Origin of the sequence: Gordonia crocea (assembly GCF_009932435.1) — a bacterium.
GTDB classification, from domain to species: domain Bacteria; phylum Actinomycetota; class Actinomycetes; order Mycobacteriales; family Mycobacteriaceae; genus Gordonia; species Gordonia crocea.
Map to the genome: position 1 here is coordinate 1,856,530 of NZ_BJOU01000001.1, position 24,693 is coordinate 1,881,222.

Sequence of the window (24,693 nt, forward strand, 5' to 3'; positions counted from 1 at the left end):
GAACGTGGAAACCCGCGGGCCTGCAAGGGAATCGCAGGCCCGCGGGAGTGTGGGGCGGTGAAAACGGGTCAGTTCGTGCTGTGGCGGATCACGCCGCGGATGTTCTTCCCGTCGCGCAGATCCTGGTAGCCCTGGTTCACCTCTTCCAGCGAGTACTCCTTGGTGACCAGTTCGTCGAGCTTCAGCTCGCCCGCGTCGTACAGCCGCAGGAGGCGGACGATGTCGTATTGCGGGTTGGACGAGCCGAACAGCGATCCCTTGATCGTCTTCTCGTTGAGGGTGAGGTCACACCCGGAGACGTGGACGGTCAGCTTCGTCGGGTCGGCCAGCCCGGTGATGACCACCGATCCGCCCTTGCCGATGACCGCGGTGGCCGCCGAGACGACCTCCTCGTCGACGGTGCCCACCAGGATGAGAGCCGCATCGGCGCCCTGGCCCCAGGTGAGTTCGGTGACCTTGGCCTGGGCCTCCTCGGCGGTGGCGAAGGCGTGGGTGGCGCCGAACTTGATGGCCGCGTCGCGCTTCATCGCGATCGGGTCGACGACGACCACGTACTTGCAGCCGGCGGCGACGGCGCCCTGCACCGCGTTGATGCCCAGGCCGCCGATTCCGTAGATGACGGCGGTGTCGCCGGCGCGAAGGTTGCCCGCGTTGACGGCCGTTCCCCATCCCGACGGCACGCCACAGCCCACTAGGACCGCCTTCTCCAGCGGAAGCCAGTCGTCGACCTTCACCACCGAGTGCTGGCTGATGGTGGCCCGTTCGGAGAACGTGCCGAGCATGCACATCGCGCCGAAGTCCTGACCGCCCGAGTGGAAGCGGAACGTCCCGTCGGGGAAGGACCCCTCGAGGATCGTCGCACCCATGTCGCAGAGGTTCTGTCGTCCGGTGGAGCAGTATCGACAGGTCCCGCAGTTGGGGATGAAGCTGCAGACGACGTGGTCGCCGGGCTTGACCTTGGTGACGCCGGCGCCGACTTCCTCGATGATGCCCGAGCCCTCGTGGCCCCCGACGATGGGATAGCGCGGCGGCAGGTCGCCGTCGGTCAGGTGGAGGTCCGAGTGGCACAGGCCGGCGGCCGTGTACTTGATCAGCACCTCGCCCGGGCCGGGACTGTCGAGGTCGAGTTCCATGATCTCGAACGGCTTGCCAGGCTCCAGCAGTACTGCTGCGGTGGTTTTCATGGTGATTCTCCTATTGGTGGGGTGTTGTTCGGTGGTCAGAGTGCGACCGGTCAGAGTGCGACGTTGACGGCCTTGGTCTGGGTGTAGAGGTCCAGCGCGGAATCGCCGAGCTCGCGGCCCCAACCCGACTGCTTGTATCCGCCGAAGGGCAGCGCGGTGTCGAAGCCGTTGTACTGGTTCACCCACACCGAACCGGCCTTGAGTCGGGCCGCGGTTCGGTGTGCCTTGGAGATGTCCTTCGTCCAAATCCCGGCGGCGAGCCCGTAGATCGAGTCGTTGGCGGCGGCGACCACCTGGTCGGCGTCGTCGAAGGGGAGTGCCGCCACGACGGGGCCGAAGATCTCCTCCTCGACGATGGAGAAGTTGGGCGCGACGTCGACGAACACCGTCGGCTCGATGAAGTAGCCCTCGTCGCCCCAGCGCTTGCCGCCGGTGAGCGCGCGTGCGCCGTCGGCGAGGCCCTGTTGGATGTAGCCGCTGACGCGGTCGAACTGCTCCTGCGACACCAGCGGCCCGAGTTCGGTGGCCGGGTCGAGGCCGGGGCCCATCTTGGCCTGCGCCGCGGCGTCGGCGACGGCCTGGGTGAACTCGTCGAAGATGGGCCGCTCGACGAAGAGGCGGGTACCGGCGACGCAGCACTGGCCGTGGTTGAACATCCAGGCGGCCACCGAACCGGCGACGGCGGACTCGATGTCGGCGTCGGCGAAGACGATGTTGGGGCTTTTGCCGCCCAATTCCAGCGAGACCTTCTTCAGATTGCCCTTTGCGGCGTCGACGATGAGCTTGCCGACCTCGGTGGACCCGGTGAATGCGACCTTGTCGACGTCGTCATGGGCGGCCAGGGCGGCGCCCGCGTCACCGAAGCCGGTGACGATGTTGACCACGCCCGGCGGGAATCCCGCTTCTTCGAAGAGCTCGCCGAGGAGCAGTGCGGTCAGCGGCGTCTGCTCGGCGGGCTTGAGGACGACGGTATTGCCGGCGGCCAACGCCGGGGCCAGCTTCCAGGTGGCCATGAGGAGCGGGAAGTTCCACGGGACGATCTGGCCGCAGACGCCCAACGGCTCGCGCAGCGTGTACGCGTGGAACTGGCCGCCCGGCGCGAACGGCATGGAGACGTTCACGGTGCTGCCGCCGATCTTGGTGGCCAGACCCGCGTTGTACCGCCAGACGTCCGCCGACCAGCCGGTGTCGACCGCGGTGGCGATGGTGGCGGCCTTGCCGTTGTCGAGGGCTTCGAGTTGACCGAACACCTCGGCGCGTTCGCTGAGCAAGTCGCCGACGCGCCAGAGGAGTCGTTCCCGCTCGTTGGGTTTCATCCGCGACCACGGGCCCTCCTCGTAGGCGATGCGGGCGGCCCGCACGGCCTTGTCCACATCCGCGGCGCCACCGTGCGGGACGCTGGTGATGCGCCGCCCCGTCGCCGGGTCGAAGGTGTCGAAGGTGCGTCCGGACTCGGCGGCGACCCAGGCGCCGCCGATCAGCATCGAACGGTCGCGGGCGACGAAGTCGGCGACGGCTGGGAGTAGTACGGGGTCCACAGCGGTGGTCATGGTTCCTCCATGCGAGTGACGGTGTGAGCTGCGCCACGTTGGCGGGCTCATGTCATTTCTCGCATGTGTCGCGGCGGGCGAAGTGTCCAGAAACTGAACACCTGGTTGAACACCGGGACCGACACCGGCCCCTCGGGGATGTCGGCGCAGGTCAGCCGCGGATTCCGAGGGCCCGGATCCGGGTGTACAGGGTGGTCCGGCTGACCCCGAGGGCCTTGGCGGCGCGGACTTTGTTGTTGTCCGACGCTTCGAGGGCGTCGATGATCGCCTGCCGTTCCGCCTGCTCGAGGCCGCCGAGCCGGGCGGCGCGGGTGACGGCGCGGTACTGCGGTGGGAGATCGTCGAGATCCACCAACCGGCTCGCCCGGGCCGTGGTGGCGGCGGCTGCCGCGTGCGCGACGACGGCGAGTTCGGCGAGGTTTCCCGGCCACTCGGCGGACGCGAGGGCATCGGCCGCCGCGGCGGACAGCTCCAACCGGGGGTCGGTCTGGGCGAGGAAGTCGTGGGCCAGCGCGACGATGTCGCCGGACCGCTGTCGCAGCGGCGGCAGATCGGTGCGGCGGGGGCAGGCGGCGACAAGGGCCTTGATCGCCGGCCGGGCCGTGGACACCGGGCCGGTGACCACGACCAGCGGCGGGGTATCGGGCGAGGAGTTCGTGATCGCCTTGCGCAGGAGGTGCACCGACGAGTCGTCGAGCATGTCGGCATCGTCGACGACGAGGGTTGCCGATTCCTCTCGGACCCGGGCGAGCAAGGCGACGAGGTCGAGGCGGTTCCCGGTCAGCATCCCGTCGGACACATCGGCGAGCACGTGGGGACCGGCCTGGGCGCGGGCCGCCCGGCTGCGCCCGGTGCCCGGCTCACCGGTGATGGCGGTCGCCGCGGGGGAAGACCGCGGCGTGGGTATCGGCACCGCCCGAAACGGCGTGGCCGACGGGGTCGGATGCAATCGGAAGATCGCCGCCCGGCCGACGCCGGGGACCCGCTCGACGACGACGCGGACGGTGACGCCGGAACTCAGCGTCAACACCGGGTCGGCCCGGGTGCCGTGTTCGGAGACCAGCATGCCCAGCGTGCCGAAGTCGGCCGGACTGAGCAGGGCGGCGGCGAGCGAGTTGGTGAGCTGCAGGTCGTCACCGATGGCGGCCACGGCGGCGTCGCGACGCGGGGCGGCCCGGCTGAAGGCTTCGATCACGGCGCGGTGCTCGGCCCGCGACCGGTCGAGTAGTCGGTCTTCGATCCCGGCGACGAGCCGGTTGACGAAGGGTGCCGAGAGCGGGTTGGACGTCGGGCTGATCTCGGTCAGACAGATGATCCCGGCCAGGCGCCTGGTGGCGGGGTGGACGATCGGGCGGCCGAAGCAACTGAGCTTCTTGAACTGCTCGAGGTAGTGCTCGGTCCCGTTGACAGTGACACCGCTGCGGATCTCGGCCGGGGTGCCGAGCGCGGTGGTGCCCACCACGTCCTCGGCGAACACGGCTCCGGTGGTGGCGCCCAACCCGAGGAGGGTGCGTTCAATCGCCACACCGGAGGCGACGCGGGAAACCAACTGGCATTCGTGGTCGACGAGCAGGAGCGCGGTCCCGGTATCGGTCAGTTCGTCGGCCGCGCGTTGCAGCACCGGCCGGGCGGCGTCGAGGAGGGGGTCCGCGGCACCGGTATCGGTGACGGCGACATCGGGGCGGTCGTCGGGGGCCAACCCCGACATCTGCGAACGGCGCCACGACGCTTCGATGACGGTGCGGCCCGGTTGCGACTTCGACATTGCCGACGCTGTCCTCCTTCACCCGCCACCACTGTGGCACAGATCACCGTGGCATGGGAGGGCCCCACCTCTCCACGCCACGTCGTCGTTGAGTAGTTCTCCCGACGCCGGGGCGCCGCGGGCGACCGACACTGGAGGACATGACCAAACCCTTGTCGGAGTCTCCGCGCGCCCTCGACGCGACCGAACTGGACCGCCTTGCCGGCACCGCGCGCGACCGTGCCGTCGACGTCCTGCGGCTGGCCAGCCTGCTCGTCGTCGTCGCCGGACACTCGATCATGCTGACCGTCGCGGCACCGCCGGCCGGTGGGGACCGGCTCATCCTGGGCAACCTCCTCGGCGACCACCCGATCCTGCAACTGGCCACCTGGTTGTTCCAGGTGCTGCCGCTGTTCTTCTTCGCCGGTGCCGCGGCGGCCACCTACGGGTGGCGGCCCGACACCCGGCCCGGGCACTGGCTGCTGCGCCGCGCGCAACGGCTGTTGCGCCCGGTGTTCTGGTACCTCGTTGTTGTCGGTGCGGCACTGGGTATCGCCGCGTGGGTCGGCTGCCCGGCCGCGGTCGACGTCATCGGCCGCCTCGGCGTCCAGCTCCTCTGGTTCCTGGGCGCCTACCTGGTGATCCTGGCGACCGTCGCCCTGCTGCAACGGATGTCGCGGCCGATCCACATCCTGATCGGGGTGGCGGTCTGCTACGGCGCCACGGCGGTGGCCGACGCCGCCCGACTGGGGGCCGACGGTGCCGCGCCGCGGTGGACGATGATCACCTTCGCCACTGCGTGGATGGTCCCGGCGGTCCTTGGGATCGGGTACGCCAAGCGCCTCGTCGCACCGCGGGTCGCGGCGGTGGGCGCCGTACTGATGCTGGCCGTCAACACCGGGATGGTCGTCGCCGGACCCTATGACGTCTCGATGGTGACCGTGCCCGGGCAGCGGCTGTCGAATATGAGTCCGCCCAGCGTGCTGCTCGCCGGACACGCGATCGTGCTGTGCCTGCTCGCCATCGCCGCCGCCGGCGCGCTGGGCCGGTGGGCCCGGCGCCCGCGGGTCTGGTGGTGGACCGCCCTGGGCAACCGCGCAGCGATGACGCTGTACCTGTGGCACCTCCCGTTGCTGGGCATCCTCATCGGCGCCGGTGCGCTGCTGGGCTTCACCCGCGACCACCTGGAGTCCACCGGCCACCTGGTGATCGTCGGGGTGCAAACCGTGCTGCTGGTGGCCCTGCTGGTGCCCGTCGCCGGTCTCCTGTCCCCGCTGGAGAACCGCCCCTTGCCGTGGTGGGACGACGAGCGGCCGGTCCGACTGCCGGCCACCGTCGGGAACCGGTGGCGCGACCGGGCGGTGTTCCTGCTCCTGGTTATCACCGGCTTCGCACTGCTGATGTTCGCGCGCGACGGAATGCTGGTCGGGGCGTCCGCATTGGCCGTCGTCGTCGCGGGTGCGGGCGCCGCCCGCGCGATCAGCGTCGGGACCGGTCAACCCGCAGGTCAACGGCGGTCACCCATCGACTAGTCTTGACGTTCGTGGCCAACGCGAATGACGACACCGGCATCGACCCCTCCGCACTGGAGCCCGCAGCGCTCGACAGTGCCGCCGACGCGGCGATCGCGGCGTTTGGCGACGCCGCCGACCTCGAGGCGCTGGCCGCGGCGAAGACCGCGCACCTCGGCGAGAAGGCGGCCACCTCACTGGCCCGCCGTGCCTTGGGCAGTCTGCCCGGCGACCAGCGCGCCGCCGCGGGCAAAGCGGTGAACGCCGCACGCACCCGGGTGACCGAGGCGTTGGCGTCGCGGACCGCCGAACTGGAGGCGGCGCGCGACGCGGCCGTCCTCGTCGCCGAGTCCATCGACGTCACCCTGCCCACCGGACGCCGCCGGGCCGGGGCGCGCCACCCGATCACCGTCATCGCCGAGCAGATCGCCGACGTCTTCGTCGGCATGGGCTGGGAGATCGGCGAGGGCCCCGAGGTCGAGGCCGAGCACTACAACTTCGACGCCCTCAACTTCTTGCCCGACCACCCGGCCCGATCCATGCAGGACACCTTCTACGTGGCGCCGAACGGTTCACGACAGGTGTTGCGCACCCACACCTCGCCGGTCCAGGTGCGCGCGATGCTGAACCGCGAGCTGCCGATCTACATCGCCTGCCCCGGGCGCACGTTCCGCACCGACGAACTCGACGCCACCCACACCCCGGTGTTCCACCAGGTGGAGGGGTTGGCGATCGATCGCGGCCTGACCCTGGCCCACCTGCGCGGGGCGCTGGAGACGTTGGCCCGGGCGCTGTTCGGGCCGGACACCACCACGCGTATGCGGCCGTCGTACTTCCCGTTCACCGAGCCCTCCGCCGAGGTCGACGTCTGGTTCCCCGGCAAGAAGGGCGGCGCGGGCTGGGTCGAGTGGGGCGGGTGCGGCATGGTGAACCCGAATGTGTTGCGCGCCAGCGGTATCGACCCCGACGTCTACAGCGGTTTCGCGTTCGGAATGGGGCTCGAACGCACCCTGCAGTTCCGCAACGACATCTCGGACATGCGCGACATGGTGGAAGGCGACATCCGCTTCACCCAGCCGTTCGGGCCCGCCGCCTGAGCGGCCGAGCGCGCCCAGCAGACCCGATCCCTCACCCGACCGAAAGCAGCAAACCACCGTGCGCGTCCCACAGTCCTGGCTGACCGAGGTACTCGACAGCGACACCGCCCGTACCGCCGAGGAGATCGACGCGGCCTTCGTCCGCGTGGGCTTCGAGATCGAAGACGTCGAGCCGTTCGGCGACATCGTCGGTCCGCTCGTCGTCGGGCGCGTCGAATCCATCGAAGAGCTCACCGAGTTCAAGAAGCCGATCCGCTTCTGCCGCGTCGCCGTCGGCGAGGACGCGCCGCGCGACATCGTCTGTGGCGCACGCAACTTCACCGAGGGCGACCTCGTCGTCGTGGCGCTGCCCGGCACCACCCTGCCGGGTGGATTCCAGATCGCCACGCGCAAGACCTACGGCAAGACCTCCGACGGCATGATCTGCTCGGTCACCGAACTCGGCGTCGGCGACGACCACACCGGCATCCTCGTCCTGCCGGCCGGATCGGCGGCCCCCGGCGACGACGCACGCACCGTGCTCGGCCTGCCCGACACCGCCATCGAGGTGAACGTCACGCCGGACCGCGGCTACGCGTTCTCCGTCCGCGGCCTGGGCCGCGAACTCGCCGGCAGCGTCGGCGTCGGCTTCCGCGAGCCCGGTGCCGACATCGACCCGGGAACCGCCGGCGACGGCGGGTGGCCGGTGTCGATCGACCCGGCGACCGGTGCGACCCGCTACACCGCAACGGTGATCACCGGGGTGGACCCGACGGCCGCGTCGCCGTGGTGGCTGCGCAAGCGCCTGTTGATCGCCGGCATCCGGCCGATCTCGGCCGTCGTCGATGTGACGAACTACGTGATGATCGAACTGGGCCAACCGCTGCACGCCTTCGACGCCGACCGGGTGCGCGGGGGGATCGCGGTCCGCACCGCGCACTCCGACGAGAAGCTGGTGACCCTCGACGGTGCGGAGCGGGCCCTCGATCCCGAGGACGTCGTCATCGCCGACGACTCCGGCGCCATCGCGCTGGCGGGGGTGATGGGCGGCGCGTCGACCGAGGTCGGCGACGAGACGACGCGTGTCCTGCTGGAATCGGCCACCTTCGACCCGGTCCGGGTGTTCCGCACCGGTAAGCGCCACAAGCTCAGCTCGGAGGCCGCCAAGCGGTTCGAGCGCACCGTCGACCCGGAGACCACCGCCGTCGCCGCCGCCCGGGCCGCACAGCTCATCGTCGACATCGCCGGCGGCACCGCCGAATCGGCGTGGACCGACGAGCGGCTGCCCGTTCAACCGGCGGCGCCGATCGACTTCGCGGCGGACGCCCCCGACCGGACCGCCGGCATCGACTACCCGGCCGGAACCTCGGCGAAGCGGTTGCGCGAAGTGGGGTGCGAGGTCGTCGAGAATGGTGAGCGGCTCACCGTCACCCCGCCGTCGTGGCGTCCGGACCTGCGGCAGTCGGCCGACCTGGTGGAGGAGGTGCTGCGGCTCGAGGGCCTGGAGGACATCCCCGCCGTGGTGCCCCGCGCCCCGGGCGGGCGCGGACTCACCCCGCAGCAGCGGCGCCGCCGCAGCATCGGGAAGACCCTGGCCCTCGACGGCTTCGTCGAGGTGCTGCCGTACCCGTTCATGCCCGCCGGGGTGTTCGACACCTGGGGCCTGCCCGACGACGATCCGCGCCGCGCCACCGTCTCGGTGCTCAACCCGCTGGAGTCCGACCGCCCGGAGCTCAACACCACGCTGCTTCCCGGACTGCTCGAAATGGTGAGCCGGAACCTGGCGCGCGGACAGCGCGACCTGGCCCTGTTCACCATCGGCCAGGTGGTGCTGCCCACCGGCAACACCGAGGTCGTCGAGGCGCTGGACGTGACGCGGCGTCCCGACCCGGCGGATTTGGCCCGCATCGACGCGAGTCTGCCCGACCAACCGGTCCACGTGGCGGCCGTCCTCACCGGGCTGGCCGAACCGGCCGGGCCGTGGGGGCCGGGCCGGGCCGTCGAGGCCGGGGACGCCTTTGCGGCGGTCCGCTCGACCGCCCGCGGCGCCGGGGTCGACGTCGAGCTGGTCGCCGATGAGCATCTGCCGTGGCACCCGGGTCGCTGTGCGCGGGTCGTCGTGACCGACGAGGCGGGGGAGCAGACCACCGTCGGTTGGGCCGGCGAACTGCACCCGGCGGTGTGCGACCGGGCCAACCTGCCCAAGCGCACCTGCGCCCTGGAACTGTCGATCGACGCATTGCCGCTGACCGTGACGCTGCCGGCACCGAGCCTGTCGGCGTTCCCGGCGGTGCTGCAGGATGTGGCCGTGGTGGTCGCCGAGACGGTGCCGGCCGCCGACGTCGCCGCCGCGCTGCGCGACGGCGCCGGCGAACTGCTCGAATCGCTCGAGCTGTTCGACGTCTACACCGGCGACCAGGTCGGGCAGGGGAACAAGTCGCTGGCCTTCGCGCTGCGGTTCCGCGCCGCCGACCGCACCCTGACCGAGGACGAGGCGAGCGCGGCGAAACTCGCCGCCGTCGAGCACGCCGCCGGGGCCGTCGGCGCCCGGCTGCGCTGAGCGGCCCATGATCGTCGTCGCCGCGCTCGTCGGCATCGCCTTCGTCGCGTTGTCGGCGTATTGGCTGCACCGGCGACTGGTCGTCGCGACCGGGCTGTCGGGCCGGTGGGCACGGGTGGTCGACACGGTGCTCGTCGCCGGATCGGCCCTCGGCGTGGCCGCGTTGCTCGTCGGCCGCCTGCTCGACCCGGCGTGGGCGCGGCCCATCGGCTATCTGGGCTTCACCTGGTGGGCGGTGGTCTACTACCTGGTCCTCGGGACGCTGGCGATCGGGCTCATCGGCCTGGTGCTGCGCCTGCTGCGCGGTCCGGCGAACGGCCCGCGCCGGACGGTCGTGCTGCTCAGCCCGGTGCTCGTGGTCGTGACTGCGGTCACCGTCGGATACGGGTTGGTCGCCGCCGCACGCCCGGCGGTCACCGAGGACACCGCCACCGTCGATCGGTTGCCCGCCGCCTTCGACGGGATGCGCGTCGCCATGGTCACCGACCTGCACGTCGGGCCGGCCCGCGGCGCCGGCTTCACCCGCCGCGTCGTCGACCAGGTGAACGCCGCACGGCCCGACATCGTGATCCTCGGCGGCGACCTCGCCGACGGGACCGTCGCCCACGTCGGCTCCGATCTCGAACCGCTGCGCGGACTGCGAGCACCGATGGGCGTCTACGGCGTCAGCGGCAACCACGAGTACTACTCCGGCGACGGCGGTTCCTGGCTCGCGTTTTGGGAGACCCTCGGCGTGCGTCCGCTGCGCAACGAGCGCGTCGAACTGCGCCGCGGCGATGCGGTCGTCGACCTGGCCGGCGTCTACGACGCCACCGCCCCCGCCCCGTATCAACCGGATGTGGCCAAGGCGCTGGCCGGGCGGGACCCGGCCCGAGCCCTCATCCTGCTCGCGCACCAGCCGATCCAGGCCCGCGACGCCGCCGGACGGGGAGTCGGGCTGCAGTTGTCCGGCCACACCCACGGCGGCCAGATTTGGCCATTCGGCTATGCGGTCCGCCTCCAACAGCCGGTCGTCGCCGGCTTCGGCACCGTCGACGGCGTCCTCGTCTTCACTTCGCGCGGCGCGGGGGCCTGGGGTCCGCCGGTCCGGGTGGGCGCGCCGCCCCAGGTCGCGCTCCTCACCTTGCGGACGGGATAGAGTCGCCCGGTGACGACGACACCGCCGCCGAGTGATGGATTGCCCGACGACGTGGAGTCGGGACCGTACCGCCCGACCGGTCGCCAGTGGCTGGTCGTCGGGTTCCTCCTTGCCTTCGGTGTGGGATTCCTGCTGTACCACTGGCTCAAGGACGACGGACTGAACCAGTCCGCGGCGCTCTACGTCGGCATCCCGGTGGTGCTGGCGATCATTCTCGCGCTCACCGCGCCGCCGAAACGGGCGACGGGCGTGGCGATGAAGGTCACGACCATCCTGCTGCTGCTGTCCATCCCGGTCTTGGGCGAGGGCGCGTGTTGCGTGTTGCTGGCCGCGCCGATCTTCTACTTCTTCGTCTATGTCGTGGCGTGGGCCATCGACAACGGACGCCGGGGGCGCGGGACGCCCGGCTTCGCCTTCGCCGTCCCCGCGGTACTGGCCCTGATGGCGCTGGAGGGCACGACTCCTGCGCTGGCCTTCGACGGCGCCGCGGTGTCGACCGCGACGCGGGTCGTGGACCTGCCCGCCGACCAGGTGGCGTCGGCGCTGGCCCGCCCGATGCGGTTTCACGACGTGGCGCGCACCGGGATCCTCGCGATCGGATTCCCGACGCCCCTGGACGACGACGGCGGACTGGACCCGGGTGCGGTCCGCGCCATCGCCTTCGACGGCGCGCACCACCGCGGCGGACCCACCGCCCAACACCATTGGGGGACCGGGCACTCGGCGCTGGTCCTGAAGGTGATCCGGCGGACCGGCGATTCCGTGGTGTTCGTGCCCGTCTCGGATTCGTCGCCCATCTCCTCGTGGCTGCGCTGGGACCGGATCGAGGTCGACTGGCACCCCGTCGACGCGGCGCGCTCGCAAATCAGCTGGCGGCTGCACTACACCAGGCTGTTGTCGCCGTCGTGGTACTTCGGGCCGATCGAGCGCGTGGTGACGGCCAGAACAGCGGACTATCTCATCCGGGCGATCGACCTGCGCGGGGCCGACGGGTAGGCGATGGCCGTCCCCGAGATCGACGTGGCGGTCCTTCGCCCGCTCATCGTCGTCGTTCCGGTGATCGCGGCGGGGGTGCTGTGGCTGCTCGTCACCGATCCACGGCGGCGCGGGGCCGCGGTTCTCGCCCTGGTGTGGAACCTGATCGGTCTGGCGGGGGTCAACGCTGTGGCGGTGTCGGCGGGCTGGTGGCGTTTCGCCGACGGCGGGCCCGCGGTGGTCGGCGTCCCGGTCGACCTGCTCGTCGCCTGGGCGGTGGCCTGGTCGATGATCCCGGTCCTCGGCGCGCGGTGGCTCCCACTCCCGTATTCGCTCGTCGCCCTCGTCCTGGTCGACGTCTACGGCATGTCGGCGCTGGCCCCGGCGGTGGTGTTGCGCGCGGACTGGTGGTGGGGCGAGCTGCTTGCGGTGTCCACCTGCCTGGTCCCCGGTGCGGTGCTGGCCGGTCTGACGGTCCGCCGCCGCGCGCTGGGCGTGCGGGTCGGGATGCAGGTGCTCCTCTTCACCGCGGTGCTCTTCGCGGCGATCCCGGTTCTCGGACGCGCGGCGGGGCAACGCGGCCCGGTGGCGCGGTGGGCCGATCCGGCGCCGGTGCACGTGGGCGGGACGCTGGACTCGGTGGCGATCCAGATCGGCGGGCTGATCGCCGTCATCGCCCTGGCGGCGGTCATCGAGTTCTACCGCGCGGGCGGCACGCCGTGGCCGTGGGACCCGCCGGACCACCTGGTGACGACGGGGCCGTACGCCTACGTCGCCAACCCGATGCAGCTGTGCGGGACGCTGCTCATCGTCGTGACGGCCGTCGTCACCGCGCAACCGCTGCTGCTCGTCGCGGCGGGGGTGGCCGCGGCCTTCTCGTCGGGGATGGCGGCGTGGGTCGAGGCCGATGCGCTGGGCGGCCGGTTCGGCCGGGAGTGGACGGCGTACCGCGGGCAGGTGCGTGACTGGATCCCGCGGTGGCGCCCGGCCGCGGTCACCGCACCCGCCCGGGTGTATCTGGCCCGCGGGTGCGATCCGTGCAGTGACCTGGCGGCGTGGATCGTACGGCGCTCCCCGGTCGGGCTGGCCGTGTGTGCCGCCGAGGACCACCCCGCCGACCTGCGCCGCATCCGCTACGAATCGGCGGCGCCGGAGTTCTCCTGCGACGGTGTGCGTGCGGTCGGCGAGGTCTTGGCGCGGGTGAATCTCGCGTGGGCCGTCGTCGGATGGGTCATCGCGACACCGGGGATTTCCCGCGTGCTGCAACTGCTCGTCGACGCCTGCGGCGGCGGGCCGCGCGACCTACCGGCCGGTCGGAATGAGGATGGTCACACCCCATCAATGAATGAAGTTGCGCAGTAGTGCATAATGATTCTATGACGATTTCCGTAGCGGTCGCCGGGGCCTCAGGGTACGCCGGCGGCGAGATTCTGCGCCTGTTGTTGGGACATCCGCGCGTGGCGACCGGGGAGGTGACCATCGGGGCGCTGACCGCCGGCGGCAACGCCGGCACCGAACTGCGCGCGCACCACCCCCACCTGCTCCCGCTGGCCGACCGCGTGCTGGACGAGACGACCCCGGAGATCCTGGCCGGCCACGACGTGGTCTTCCTGGGGCTGCCGCACGGCACCTCGGCGACGATCGCCGACGCGCTGCCGCCGTCGACGCTGATCATCGACTGCGGCGCGGACTTCCGGCTCAACGACGCCCGGGAGTGGGAGACCTACTACGGCGGCGACCACGCCGGCACCTGGCCCTATGGGCTGCCCGAACTGCCCGGGAACCGGGAAAAGCTGGAATCGGCCAGTCGGATCGCCGTGCCCGGGTGCTACCCGACGGTGTCGATCCTCTCGCTGCTGCCTGCCTTGGCGGCCAACCTCGTCGAACCGCATGTCACCGTCGTCGCCGTCAGCGGCACATCCGGTGCCGGCCGGTCGCTGAAGGTGGACCTGCTCGCCTCGGAGGTCATCGGCTCGGCCCGGGCCTACGCGGTCGGCGGCGCACACCGGCACACCCCGGAGATCGCCCAGGCCCTCTCGGAGGCCGCCCAGTCGCCGGTCACGGTGTCGTTCACCCCGGTGCTGGCGCCCATGTCGCGCGGCATCCTCGCCACCTGCACCGCGCGGATCAACGCCACCGGCGACGAGATCCGGGCGGCGTATGAGAAGCACTATGCCGACGAGCCGTTCGTCCACCTCCTGCCCGAGGGCGTCTTGCCGGCCACCTCGTCGGCGATCGGTTCCAACGCGGTGCAGTTGTCGGTGACCGTCGACGAGCGGGCGGGCACGCTCGTCGCCGTCGGCGCCGTCGACAACCTGACCAAGGGCACCGGCGGTGCCGCCGTCCAATCCATGAACCTCGCACTCGGTTTCGGTGAGACCGAGGGACTGACCACCGTGGGAGTCGCACCATGACGCAGACCGACGAGGCCGCCTTCCGGCTCTGGCGGACCCAGGGCGTGACCGCGCCGCTGGGCTTCCGGGCCGCCGGCATCGCCGCCGGGATCAAGGCGAACGGCAACCTGGACCTCGCGCTGGTGTTCAACGAGGGGCCCGATTACTCCGCGGCGGGCGTGTTCACCACCAACAAGGTGAAGGCCGCGCCGGTGCTGTGGAGCCAACAGGTGCTCCAGTCGCGGCGCCTGCGCACCGTCATCCTCAACTCCGGCGGGGCCAACGCCTGCACCGGACCGGACGGCTTCGCCGACACCCATCGGACGGCGGAGGCCGTTGCCCAAGCGCTGTCCAACTGGGGCACCGAGACCGGGGCGATCGAGGTGGCGGTCTGCTCGACCGGGCTGATCGGCGACCGGCTCCCGATGGACAAACTGTTGCCCGGCGTGACCGAGATCGTGCACGAGATGGCCGGCGGACTCTCCGGCGGCACCGACGCGGCCTACGCCATCATGACCACCGACACCGTGCCCAAACAGGCCGCCGTGCACCACCGCGATGGGTGGAACGTCGGCGGGATGGCCAAGGGTGCCGGCATGCTCGCCCCCGCACTCGCGACCATGCTCGTCGTCCTGACCACCGATGCGCTGGTCGACGCCGACCAACTCGACCTGGCCCTGCGGCGGGCCACCGCCAAGACCTTCGACCGGCTCGACGTCGACGGGGCGACCTCCACCAACGACACCGTGCTGCTGCTGTCGTCGGGGGCCAGCCAGATCCGCGTCGAGCAGGACGATCTCGACGCCGCGGTCCTGGCCGCCTGCGACGACTTGGCGGCCCAGCTGATGGCCGACGCCGAGGGCGTCACCAAACGCGTCGTCGTCGAGGTGACCGGCGCGGTCGACGACGACCAGGCCCTCGTCGGGGCGCGAACCATCGCGCGTGACTCCCTGGTCAAGACGGCGCTGTTCGGGTCCGATCCGAACTGGGGTCGGATCATGGCCGCCATCGGCATCGCGCCGATCGACCTCGATCCGGACCGGATCGCCGTCTCCTTCAACGGCGCACAGGTGTGCCGCAACGGGGTCGGTGTTCCCGGCGCGCGGGAGGTCGACCTCTCCGGTACCGACATCCACCTGGTGGTCGACCTGGGCCTCGGCGTGGGTACCGCCGCGATCCGCACCACCGATCTGTCGCACGCCTATGTCGAAGAGAATTCGGCCTACTCGTCATGAGTGCCGCATTCGAACGGGCCCGGCTCCTCGCCGAGGCGCTGCCCGCCCTCCAAGAACTGCACGGCTCGACCGTGGTGGTGAAGTACGGCGGCAACGCCATGGTCGACGACGACCTCAAGCGGGCCTTCGCCGACGACATGGTGCTGCTGCGCGCGTGCGGGATCCACCCGGTGGTGGTCCACGGCGGCGGTCCGCAGATCTCGGCGATGCTGTCGCGCGTCGGGCTGGAAGGCGAATTCCGCGGCGGGTTCCGGGTCACCACCCCCGAGGTGATGGACATCGTGCGGATGGTCTTGTTCGGCCAGGTCGGACGGGAGTTGGTCGGCCTGATCAACGCCCACGGCCCCTACGCGGTCGGCATCACCGGCGAGGACGCCCATCTGTTCACCGCCACCCGGCGGACCGTCGTCGTCGAGGGGGAGGAGACCGACATCGGTCTGGTCGGCGACATCACCGCGGTCAACACCTCGGCGATCGACGATCTCATCGCCGCCGGACGCATCCCGGTGGTCTCGACCATCGCCCCCGACCGGGACGGGGTCGCCCACAACATCAACGCCGACACCGCGGCCGGCGCCCTCGCCGAGGCGCTGGGCGCCGCGCGGCTGGTGATGCTCACCGACGTACCCGGGCTCTACACCGATTGGCCCGACCGGTCGTCGCTGACCGCCCACATCGGAGCCGACGCCCTCGCGGAACTGTTGCCGCGACTCGACTCCGGGATGATCCCGAAGATGGAGGCCTGCCTGCGCGCCGTGCGCGGCGGGGTCAGCGCGGCACACGTCATCGACGGCCGCGAACCGCATGCCGTCCTGGCCCGGCTCCTCGCCCGCGACGGCGAGGAATCACATGGCGAGGAATCGCTCGGGACCACCGTCGACACCAACGAGGAGAAGCCATGACCGACGACGCACCGGCACCGACCACCGCGGCCTGGCAGCAGCGCTGGTCGGCGGCCCTGATGAACAATTACGGCACCCCGGCGCTCGCGTTGACCCGCGGGTCCGGCGCGGTCGTCACCGACGCCGACGGACGGGAGTACCTCGACCTGCTCGGCGGCATCGCCGTCAACGCCCTCGGTCATGCGCACCCGGCGATCGCCGCGGCGGTGACCGAGCAGATGGCGACGCTCGGACACGTGTCGAACCTGTACATCGCCCCGCCGGTGGTCGAGCTGGCCGAGAAGCTGCTCGCCCGCTTCGGCGTCGACGGCTCCCGGGCCTTCTTCTGCAACTCGGGGACCGAGGCCAACGAGGCCGCCTTCAAACTCGCCCGGCTGACCGGTCGGGGCGAGATCGTGGCGGCGGAGAAGGCCTTCCACGGCCGGACGATGGGTGCGCTGGCGATGACCGGGCAGCCGGCCAAGCGGGCCCCGTTCGAGCCGATGCCGCCCGGCGTCCGGTTCGTCCCCTACGGCGACGCCGACGCCCTGGACGCCGCCGTCGGCGAGAACACCGCCGCGGTGATCCTCGAACCGATCCTCGGCGAGAGCGGCGTCGTCGTGCCCCCGGCCGACTACCTCGCCCACGCCCGGCGGATCACCGCCGAGCGGGGGGCACTGCTGATCCTGGACGAGGTGCAGACCGGCATCGCCCGGACCGGATCCTTCTTCGCCCACCAGAGCGCCGGCGTGGTGCCGGATGTGATGACGTTGGCGAAGGGGCTGGGCGGCGGCTTCCCGATCGGCGCGGTGATTGCCGGGCCCGCGGCGGCCGACCTGTTCGCGCCCGGGATGCACGGCACCACCTTCGGCGGCAACCCGATGAGCGTCGCCGCGGCACTGGCCGTGCTCGAGACGATCGAGCGGGACGGGCTCGTCGACCACGTCGCCGCGGTGGGCAAGACGCTCGCCGCCGGTATCGAAGGCCTGGGCCACCCGCTGGTCGACCATGTCCGCGGCTCCGGCCTGCTGCTGGGGGTGGCGCTGCGCGCCGAGGTCGCCAAGGAGACCGAGGCCGCCGCCCGCGAGGCCGGGTTCCTCATCAACGCCCCCGCCCCCGACGTACTGCGCCTCGCGCCGCCGCTGATCCTCACCGAGGAGCAGGCGGCCGGCTTCATCGACGCCCTGCCCGCCATTCTCGACGCGGCGTCGGGATCCGACGACCAGAACGGACAGTCATGACCCGCCATTTCCTGCGCGACGACGACCTCACCCCCGACGAGCAGGCCCAGGTGTTGGCGCTGGCGGCGCAAATGAAGGCCGAGCCGTTCGCGCACCGGCCGCTGGCCGGGCCCCGCGGCGTCGCAGTGCTCTTCGACAAGAACTCGACCCGCACCCGGTTCTCCTTCGACGTGGGCATCGCCCAGCTCGGCGGCCACGCCGTCGTCGTCGACACGAGTTCGACGCAGATGGGGCGCGACGAGACCCTCGCCGACACCGCCCGCGTCCTGTCGCGGTTCGTCGACGCGATCGTGTGGCGGACCTTCGGCCAGGAGCGCCTCGACGAGCTTGCGCAGTTCTCGTCGGTCCCGGTGGTCAACGCGCTGTCGGACAGCTTCCACCCCTGCCAGGTCCTCGCCGACCTGCAGACGATCATCGAGCACAAGGGCACCGCCGCCGGGCTCACCATGACCTACCTGGGTGACGGTGCCAACAACATGGCGCACTCGCTGATGCTGGGCGGGGTGACCGCCGGGATGCACGTGCGGGTCAGCGGGCCGGCCGGGTTCACCCCCGACCCGGACGTGGTGGCCGCGAGCACCGAGCGCGCCGCACTCACCGGTGGTTCGGCCACCGTGATCACCGACCCGGTCGACGCGGTGCGCGGCGCCGACGTGCTGGTCACCGACACCTGGGTCTCGATGGGGCAGGAAGACGACGGCAAAGACCGGTCCGCGCCCTTCCGCCCGTACCAGATCAACGACGAGCTGCTGGCGCAGGCGGCCCCCGGCGCCATCGTCCTGCACTGCCTGCCGGCCCACCGCGGCGACGAGATCACCGACTCGGTCATGGACGGTCCGGCCAGCGTCGTCTTCGACGAGGCCGAGAACCGGCTGCACGCGCAGAAGGCGCTGGTGGCGTGGTTGCTCGCGCACCAGGACGGCCCGTCGTGACCACCCGGGCCGCCCGCCACGCCCGCATCGTCACCATCCTGGCGAACCGGGCCGTCGGCTCCCAGACCGAGTTGGCACAGATCCTCGCCGATTCCGGGGTCGACGTCACCCAGGCCACGCTGTCGCGCGACCTGGAGGAGCTCGGCGCGGTCAAGCTGCGCGGGGCCGACGGGGGAGCGTGGACCTACGTCGTCCCCGAGGACGGTTCGCCGGTGCGCGGCGTCGTCGGCGGTACCGACCGGTTGGCGCGGATGCTCGGCGAAATGCTCGTGGGCACGGACTCCTCGGGGCAGACGGCGGTGTTGCGCACGCCGCCCGGGGCGGCCGGCTACCTCGCGAGCGCGCTGGACCGGGCCGCCCTGCCCGAGGTCGTCGGCACCATCGCCGGCGACGACACCATCTTCGTTCTCGCCCGGGAACCGATGACCGGTGCTGAACTGGCCAAACATCTGGCGAACCTGGTCTGACGACCCGGCGACACCGGCGGCTGCGCCAGCCGCCACAATAGAGACCGACAACAAACGATATCGAGGAGCACAAACCCCATGGCCGAACGCGTCATCCTGGCATATTCCGGAGGCCTCGACACCTCCGTCGCGATCAGCTGGATCGGCAAGGAAACCGGCAAAGAGGTCGTCGCCGTCGCGATCGACCTCGGTCAGGGCGGTGAGGACATGGAGGTCGTGCGCCAGCGCGCGATCGACTGTGGCGCGGTGGAGGCGGTCGTCGTCGACGCCCGCGACGAATTCGCCGACGAGTACTGCCTGCCGACGATCACCTCGAACGGCCTCTACATGGACCGTTACCCGCTGGTCTCGGCCATCAGCCGCCCGCTGATCGTCAAGCACCTCGTGCAGGCCGCCCGCGACCACGGCGGCACCGTCGTCGCCCACGGCTGCACCGGCAAGGGCAACGACCAGGTCCGGTTCGAGGTCGGGTTCAACACCCTGGCCCCCGAGCTCGAGGTCCTCGCCCCGGTCCGCGACTACGCCTGGACCCGCGAGAAGGCCATCGCGTTCGCCGAGGAGAACGCCATCCCGATCAACGTCACCAAGCGCTCGCCGTTCTCGATCGACCAGAACGTGTGGGGACGCGCGGTGGAGACGGGCTTCCTCGAAGACCTGTGGAACGCGCCGACCAAGGACGTCTACGACTACACCGAGGATCCGACGATCAACTTCAACGCGCCCGACGAGTTGATCCTCACCTTCGACAAGGGACGTCCGGTGGCCATCGACGGCAAGCCGGTCTCGGTGCTGCAGGCGATCGAGGAACTCAACCGCCGCGCCGGCGCCCAGGGCGTGGGCCGTCTCGACGTGGTCGAGGACCGCCTCGTCGGCATCAAGAGCCGCGAGATCTACGAGGCCCCGGGCGCAATGGTCCTCATCACCGCGCACGAGGAGCTCGAGCACGTCACGCTGGAGCGCGAGCTGGGCCGCTACAAGCGCCACATCGACCAGAAGTGGGCCGAGCTCGTCTACGACGGCCTCTGGTACTCGCCCCTCAAGCGGGCCCTCGACACCTTCGTCGACCACACCCAGGAGCACGTCTCCGGCGAGATCCGACTCGTGCTGCACGCCGGGTCGATCATCGTCAACGGCCGCCGCTCGGCGGAATCGCTGTACGACTTCAACCTGGCCACCTACGACGAGGGCGACACCTTCGACCAGTCCAACGCCAAGGGCTTCGTCCAGCTGCACGGCCTGTCGTCGAAGATCGCCGCAAAGCGGGACCTCGGCCTGTGAGCGGTGAGCAGGGCGGCGAGAAGGGGTCGGCGACCAACACCGGTGCACTGTGGGGCGGCCGCTTCGCCGACGGACCCGCGGCGGCGATGGCGGCGCTGAGCAAGTCCACCCATTTCGACTGGGTCCTGGCCCCCTTCGACATCGAGGCGTCACGGGCACACGCGCGCGTCCTCAACCGCGCCGGCCTGCTCACCGACGACGACCTGACCGCCATGCTCGCCGGGCTCGACGCGTTGGCGGCCGATGTCGCCGACTGCACCTTCGGTCCGGCCGAGTCCGACGAGGACGTCCACGGGGCGCTCGAACGCGGTCTCATCGAGAAGGTGGGAACCGAGCTGGGCGGGCGGCTGCGGGCCGGCCGGTCGCGCAACGACCAGGTCGCCACCCTGTTCCGGATGTGGTTGCGCGCGGCCTACCGCCGCGTCGCCGCCGGGGTCCTCGACGTCGCGCAGGCGCTCGTCGACCAGGCGCAGGCACATCCCGACGTCGCCATGCCGGGCAAGACCCACCTGCAGGCCGCACAGCCGGTGCTGTTGAGCCACCAGCTGCTCGCCCACGTGCACCCGTTGCTGCGCGACCTGGAGCGGATCGCCGACGCCGACCGGCGCACCGCGGTGTCGCCGTATGGCTCCGGTGCACTGGCCGGGTCCTCGCTCGGTCTGGACCCCGCGGCGATCGCCGCCGACCTCGGGTTCGACGGGCCGATGGCGAACTCGATCGATGCGACCTCGTCGCGGGACTTCGCGGCCGAGGCCGCCTGGGTGTTCGCGATGATCGTCGTCGACCTGTCGCGGCTGGCCGAAGAGGTCATCGCCTGGAGCACGCCGGAGTTCGGCTACGTGACCCTCGCCGACGCGTGGTCCACCGGCAGCTCGATCATGCCGCAGAAGAAGAACCCCGACGTCGCCGAGCTGACCCGTGGCAAGAGCGGGCGGCTCATCGGCAACCTGACCGGGCTGCTGGCCACCCTCAAGGCACAGCCGCTGGCCTACAACCGCGATCTGCAGGAGGACAAGGAGCCGGTCTTCGACTCCGTGGCGCAGCTCGACCTGTTGCTGCCGGCCATCGCCGGTATGGTCGGCACGCTGACCTTCCACGCCGACCGGATGGCGCAACTCGCGCCGGCCGGGTTCACGCTGGCCACCGACATCGCCGAGTGGCTGGTGCGGCGCGGGGTGCCGTTTCGGGTGGCCCACGAGGCGGCCGGGGCCTGTGTGCGCGCCGCCGAGGCGGCCGGGGTCGGACTCGACGAACTCGACGACGAGACGTTGGCCGCAATCGACCCGGCGCTGACCGGGGAGGTGCGCGAAGTCCTCACCGTGCGCGGTTCGATCGAGTCCCGCAACGCCCACGGCGGCACCGCGTCGACGGCGGTGGCCACCCAGTTGGCCGGTGTGCAATCGGATCTGGCCACGCATCGGCAGCGCTGGCCATAGAGTTGACGGGCACCGCCGTCCGGTGGTGCCGACGGCAATGAGCGCGTGAAGTCGGGGCACGCCGCAACCAACAGAAAGACAGGGGAGCGTGGACGTGGATCTGGCCAGGGGGATCGGCGGAGCGGTCAACCGAGTGCTGGCGACGGCGCAGAACGGTCTGGAGGTGCTGCGCTTCGGCGGCTTCGACACCGGTACCGAACCGGCACCGTTCCAGGTCGTCGAGACCGAGAAGATGTTCCGCCTGCGGCGCTACTTCCCCGACGACGAGGGTGCGGGCGCCCATGTGATCCTGGTGCACCCGATGATGGTGTCGGCGAACATCTACGACGTCACCGAGGAGAAGGGCGCGGTGTCGGTGCTCCACCGGCACGGCATCATCCCGTGGGTGGTCGACTTCGGTTCGCCCGATCGCGAGGAGGGCGGCAAGGAGCGCACTCTCGCCGACCACATCGTCGCCCTGTCCCGCATCGTGGACATCGTCCGGGAGACGACCGGCTGCGATGTCCACCTCGCCGGCTATTCGCAGGGCGGCATGTTCGTCTACCAGTGCGCGGCGCTGCGCCGGTCCAAGGGCATCGCCAGCGTCATCACGTTCGGCTCGCCAGTCGACGTCCTCGCCGCGCTCCCGCTCGGGCTGCCCGCCGGCCTGGCCGCGCCCGGCGCGGAGTTCCTCGCCGACAAGGTCTTCCCGCACATCTCGATCCCGGGCTGGCTCGCCCGCACCGGATTCCAGATGCTGGATCCGGTCAAGACCGCGCGCAGCCGCCTGGACTTCCTGCGGCAACTGCACGACCGCGACGCGCTGTTGCCGCGCGAGGACCAGCGCCGCTTCCTCGAGGACGACGGCTGGGTGGCCTGGTCGGGCCCGGCCATCGCCGAGTTGCTGCGCCAGTTCGTCTCGCACAACCGCATGATGTCGGGCGGGTTCGTCATCAACGGCGATCTGGTGACCCTGGCCGAGATCACCTGCCCGGTGCTGGCCTTCGTCGGTACGGCCGACGACATCGGCCAACCCGCCGCCGTGCGCGGGATCGTGCGCGCCGCGCCGAAGGCCGACGTGTACGAGTACCGGCTGCCGGTGGGCCACTTCGGGCTCGTCGTCGGGTCGGTGTCGGGGAACCAGACCTGGCCCACCACCGCCGAGTGGATCCGGTGGTGCGAGAAGCTGGGGCCGATGCCCGACGACGTCGAGCCCATGTCGGAGAATCCGGCCGGTTCGGGCACCGGGGTCACCATGGCCTCGCGGGTCCAGCACGGGCTCAACGCGGTGGCCGACGCCAGTGTCGGGATCGGCCGCGACCTGGTGGACTCCGCGGTGTCGATGCAGCGCACCTCGCGGGCGATCGCCGCGGAGTCGGTGCGCACCGTCCCTCGCCTGTTCCGCCTGGGCCAGATCCAGCCGAGCACCCGGATCTCGCTGGGCAAGCTCATGTCGGAGAACAACCGCCGGGCGCGCGAGAAGGAACTCTTCCTCTTCGAGAACCGGGTGCTGACCCACGAGCAGGTCAACACCCGTATCGACAACGTGGTGGCCGGCCTGATCTCCTGCGGGATTCGCCCGGGCCAGCGGGTCGGTGTCCTGATGGACACCCGGCCCAGCGCCCTGGTGGTCGTCGCGGCACTGTCGCGGTTGGGTTCGGTCGGGGTGCTGCTGACCCCCGACCTCGACATCTCCGTCGGGGTCAAGATGACCGAGGCACGCGTGATCATCACCGATCCGAACCATCTCGACATCGCCCGCGAGCACTCCAACCGGGTCCTGGTCCTGGGTGGTGGCAGCGGTGATTCCCGCGTGATCGAGGCGGCCGACGGGGAGACCGTCGTCGACATGGAGCAGATCGATCCCGACGCAGTACCGCTGCCGAGCTGGTACCGCCCCGACCCCGGGCTGGCCGGCGACCTGGCCTTCATCCTCTTCACGCGGGGAGCGACCTTCGAGCTGACCCCGTGGCCGGTGACCAACCACCGGTTCGCGATCTCGGCGTTCGGCGCCGCCTCGGCGGCCGGCCTGACCGCGAACGACACGGTGTACTGCCTGCCGCCGCTGAGCCACCCGTCGGGTCTGTTGACCACGCTGGGGGCGACGCTCGTCGGCCGGTCGCGCATCGCCCTGTCCAACGGCGTGGACGCAAAAACGTTCAGCACCGAGGTACTGCGCTACGGCGTCACCGTCGTCTCCTACACGTGGACGATGATGGCCGACGTGGTGCGCTCGCCCGATTTCGAGATCAACCAGCACAACCCGATCCGCCTGTTCATGGGGTCGGGCATGCCGGCCGGACTGTGGGCCGACGTGCTGGACTCGTTCCCGCGCGCCCACGTGCTCGAGTTCTTCGCCACCGCCGACGGGTCGGCGATCCTGTCCAACGTGTCCGGCGCCAAGCTCGGCGCGATGGGTCGGCCGTTGCCGGAGACCTCGGCGGTCAAGATCGCCGCGGTGGACGGTGACTGGGAGATCCTGCGGGTCGGCGACGACGGTTTCATCGCCGAGGCCGGCGTCGACGAGGTCGGCGTGCTGATGTCGAGCGCGCGACACCGGTTCGCCACCAACGGCCCGGTGCTGTCGGACGTGTTCGGCTCGCACGACCGCTGGGAGCTCTCCAACCACCTGTTCCGGACCGACTCCGACGGCGACCTCTGGTACATGGGGGCCGTCGGCTCGGTGATCGCCTCGCCGGGCGGCCCGGTCTTCCGGCCGCCGATCGAGCAGGCGCTGTCGCTGGTCCGTGGCGTCGACCTGGTCACCGTGTACCGGGTCCACGTCGGCGGGGACGGCGACGGTGGGGACGGCGACGGCGGGGTCGACCTCGCGGTGGCGGCGCTCACCGTGCGCGACGGTGCTGCCGACTCGATCACGGTGTCGACGCTGCGCGGCGCGTTGGGCGGCCTGTCCGCGGCCGAGCGCCCGCACCTGATCACCATCGTGGGATCGATCGACCTCAGCGAGTCCTACCGACCGCTGAGCAGTGGTCTGGCCGCCAAGGGCGTGCCCAAGCCGGGGCCGCGCGTCTGGTATCGCGACGAGGAGGGGCGCTACCGGCGCTTCACCAAGGCGGTGGCCACCGAGCTCGGCTGGTCGTAGCACTAGAGTT

At 71.1% G+C, this 24,693-nt stretch carries 18 protein-coding genes; 15 read left to right on the forward strand and 3 right to left on the reverse strand.

Going from position 1 to position 24,693, the window contains the following annotated elements:
* Positions 1-68 precede the first annotated feature (68 nt).
* The 3 genes from nbrcactino_RS08785 to nbrcactino_RS08795 form a co-directional block, all read right to left on the reverse strand.
* Positions 69-1,184, reverse strand: coding sequence for an NDMA-dependent alcohol dehydrogenase (locus tag nbrcactino_RS08785; RefSeq protein ID WP_161927013.1), 1,116 nt, complete (start codon positions 1,182-1,184; stop codon positions 69-71).
* A gap of 50 nt (positions 1,185-1,234) precedes the next feature.
* Positions 1,235-2,734 carry an aldehyde dehydrogenase family protein gene (locus tag nbrcactino_RS08790; protein WP_161927014.1) on the reverse strand — a complete coding sequence of 500 codons (1,500 nt, stop codon included), beginning with the start codon at positions 2,732-2,734 and terminating at the stop codon, positions 1,235-1,237.
* 151 nt (positions 2,735-2,885) lie between these two features.
* Positions 2,886-4,499 (reverse strand): sigma-54-dependent Fis family transcriptional regulator, encoded by a 1,614-nt coding sequence (locus nbrcactino_RS08795; protein WP_161927015.1) that lies wholly within the window; start codon positions 4,497-4,499, stop codon positions 2,886-2,888.
* A 140-nt stretch (positions 4,500-4,639) separates the two neighbouring features.
* On the opposite strand from nbrcactino_RS08795, the gene nbrcactino_RS08800 reads away from it, so the two are divergent.
* From nbrcactino_RS08800 to nbrcactino_RS08870, 15 genes are all read left to right on the forward strand, one after another.
* Positions 4,640-6,010, forward strand: coding sequence for an acyltransferase family protein (locus tag nbrcactino_RS08800; protein ID WP_161927016.1), 1,371 nt, complete (start codon positions 4,640-4,642; stop codon positions 6,008-6,010).
* A gap of 11 nt (positions 6,011-6,021) precedes the next feature.
* A complete protein-coding gene (gene pheS, locus nbrcactino_RS08805) occupies positions 6,022-7,086 on the forward strand; it encodes a phenylalanine--tRNA ligase subunit alpha (protein WP_186343324.1) in 1,065 nt (354 codons plus the stop codon).
* 58 nt (positions 7,087-7,144) lie between these two features.
* Positions 7,145-9,625, forward strand: coding sequence for a phenylalanine--tRNA ligase subunit beta (gene pheT / locus nbrcactino_RS08810; protein WP_161927017.1), 2,481 nt, complete (start codon positions 7,145-7,147; stop codon positions 9,623-9,625).
* Between the two features lie 7 nt (positions 9,626-9,632).
* Complete coding sequence (locus nbrcactino_RS08815) at positions 9,633-10,763, forward strand: metallophosphoesterase (RefSeq protein WP_161927018.1); 1,131 nt, start codon at positions 9,633-9,635, stop codon at positions 10,761-10,763.
* A 9-nt stretch (positions 10,764-10,772) separates the two neighbouring features.
* Positions 10,773-11,759 (forward strand): hypothetical protein, encoded by a 987-nt coding sequence (locus tag nbrcactino_RS08820; protein ID WP_161927019.1) that lies wholly within the window; start codon positions 10,773-10,775, stop codon positions 11,757-11,759.
* A 3-nt stretch (positions 11,760-11,762) separates the two neighbouring features.
* On the forward strand, positions 11,763-13,100 hold the full coding sequence (locus tag nbrcactino_RS08825) for a methyltransferase family protein (protein WP_161927020.1): 1,338 nt from the start codon (positions 11,763-11,765) through the stop codon (positions 13,098-13,100).
* A 14-nt stretch (positions 13,101-13,114) separates the two neighbouring features.
* Positions 13,115-14,152, forward strand: coding sequence for an N-acetyl-gamma-glutamyl-phosphate reductase (gene argC / locus nbrcactino_RS08830; RefSeq protein ID WP_161927021.1), 1,038 nt, complete (start codon positions 13,115-13,117; stop codon positions 14,150-14,152).
* On the forward strand, positions 14,149-15,366 hold the full coding sequence (argJ, locus tag nbrcactino_RS08835) for a bifunctional glutamate N-acetyltransferase/amino-acid acetyltransferase ArgJ (protein WP_161927022.1): 1,218 nt from the start codon (positions 14,149-14,151) through the stop codon (positions 15,364-15,366). The genes argC and argJ overlap by 4 nt, the downstream gene beginning before the upstream one ends.
* Positions 15,363-16,268 (forward strand): acetylglutamate kinase, encoded by a 906-nt coding sequence (argB, locus tag nbrcactino_RS08840; protein ID WP_161927023.1) that lies wholly within the window; start codon positions 15,363-15,365, stop codon positions 16,266-16,268. Before argJ ends, argB begins: the two co-directional genes overlap by 4 nt.
* The gene (locus nbrcactino_RS08845; protein ID WP_161927024.1) at positions 16,265-17,488 is read left to right on the forward strand and encodes an acetylornithine transaminase; all 1,224 of its coding nucleotides are present in this window, start codon (positions 16,265-16,267) and stop codon (positions 17,486-17,488) included. The genes argB and nbrcactino_RS08845 overlap by 4 nt, the downstream gene beginning before the upstream one ends.
* Positions 17,485-18,420, forward strand: a complete 936-nt coding sequence (gene argF, locus nbrcactino_RS08850; RefSeq protein ID WP_161927025.1) for an ornithine carbamoyltransferase — start codon at positions 17,485-17,487, stop codon at positions 18,418-18,420. Before nbrcactino_RS08845 ends, argF begins: the two co-directional genes overlap by 4 nt.
* Positions 18,417-18,887, forward strand: coding sequence for an arginine repressor (locus nbrcactino_RS08855; protein WP_161927026.1), 471 nt, complete (start codon positions 18,417-18,419; stop codon positions 18,885-18,887). The genes argF and nbrcactino_RS08855 overlap by 4 nt, the downstream gene beginning before the upstream one ends.
* Positions 18,888-18,965: 78 nt before the next feature.
* Positions 18,966-20,165, forward strand: a complete 1,200-nt coding sequence (locus nbrcactino_RS08860) for an argininosuccinate synthase (RefSeq protein WP_161927027.1) — start codon at positions 18,966-18,968, stop codon at positions 20,163-20,165.
* The gene (gene argH, locus nbrcactino_RS08865) at positions 20,162-21,601 is read left to right on the forward strand and encodes an argininosuccinate lyase (RefSeq protein WP_161927028.1); all 1,440 of its coding nucleotides are present in this window, start codon (positions 20,162-20,164) and stop codon (positions 21,599-21,601) included. The genes nbrcactino_RS08860 and argH overlap by 4 nt, the downstream gene beginning before the upstream one ends.
* A gap of 88 nt (positions 21,602-21,689) precedes the next feature.
* Positions 21,690-24,683: an AMP-binding protein gene (locus nbrcactino_RS08870; RefSeq protein ID WP_371864516.1), complete on the forward strand. Its 2,994-nt coding sequence runs from the start codon at positions 21,690-21,692 to the stop codon at positions 24,681-24,683.
* The last annotated feature ends 10 nt before the right edge of the window (positions 24,684-24,693 follow it).

Excerpts from the sequence above, each read along its gene's own strand:
- nbrcactino_RS08785 (WP_161927013.1), bottom strand. The coding sequence starts at position 1,184 with ATGAAAACCACCGCAGCAGTACTGCTGGAGCCTGGCAAGCCGTTCGAG.
- nbrcactino_RS08790 (WP_161927014.1), bottom strand. The coding sequence starts at position 2,734 with ATGACCACCGCTGTGGACCCCGTACTACTCCCAGCCGTCGCCGACTTC.
- nbrcactino_RS08795 (WP_161927015.1), bottom strand. The coding sequence starts at position 4,499 with ATGTCGAAGTCGCAACCGGGCCGCACCGTCATCGAAGCGTCGTGGCGC.
- nbrcactino_RS08800 (WP_161927016.1), top strand. The coding sequence starts at position 4,640 with ATGACCAAACCCTTGTCGGAGTCTCCGCGCGCCCTCGACGCGACCGAA.
- nbrcactino_RS08815 (WP_161927018.1), top strand. The coding sequence starts at position 9,633 with ATGATCGTCGTCGCCGCGCTCGTCGGCATCGCCTTCGTCGCGTTGTCG.
- nbrcactino_RS08825 (WP_161927020.1), top strand. The coding sequence starts at position 11,763 with ATGGCCGTCCCCGAGATCGACGTGGCGGTCCTTCGCCCGCTCATCGTC.
- argC (WP_161927021.1), top strand. The coding sequence starts at position 13,115 with ATGACGATTTCCGTAGCGGTCGCCGGGGCCTCAGGGTACGCCGGCGGC.
- argJ (WP_161927022.1), top strand. The coding sequence starts at position 14,149 with ATGACGCAGACCGACGAGGCCGCCTTCCGGCTCTGGCGGACCCAGGGC.
- argB (WP_161927023.1), top strand. The coding sequence starts at position 15,363 with ATGAGTGCCGCATTCGAACGGGCCCGGCTCCTCGCCGAGGCGCTGCCC.
- nbrcactino_RS08845 (WP_161927024.1), top strand. The coding sequence starts at position 16,265 with ATGACCGACGACGCACCGGCACCGACCACCGCGGCCTGGCAGCAGCGC.
- argF (WP_161927025.1), top strand. The coding sequence starts at position 17,485 with ATGACCCGCCATTTCCTGCGCGACGACGACCTCACCCCCGACGAGCAG.
- nbrcactino_RS08860 (WP_161927027.1), top strand. The coding sequence starts at position 18,966 with ATGGCCGAACGCGTCATCCTGGCATATTCCGGAGGCCTCGACACCTCC.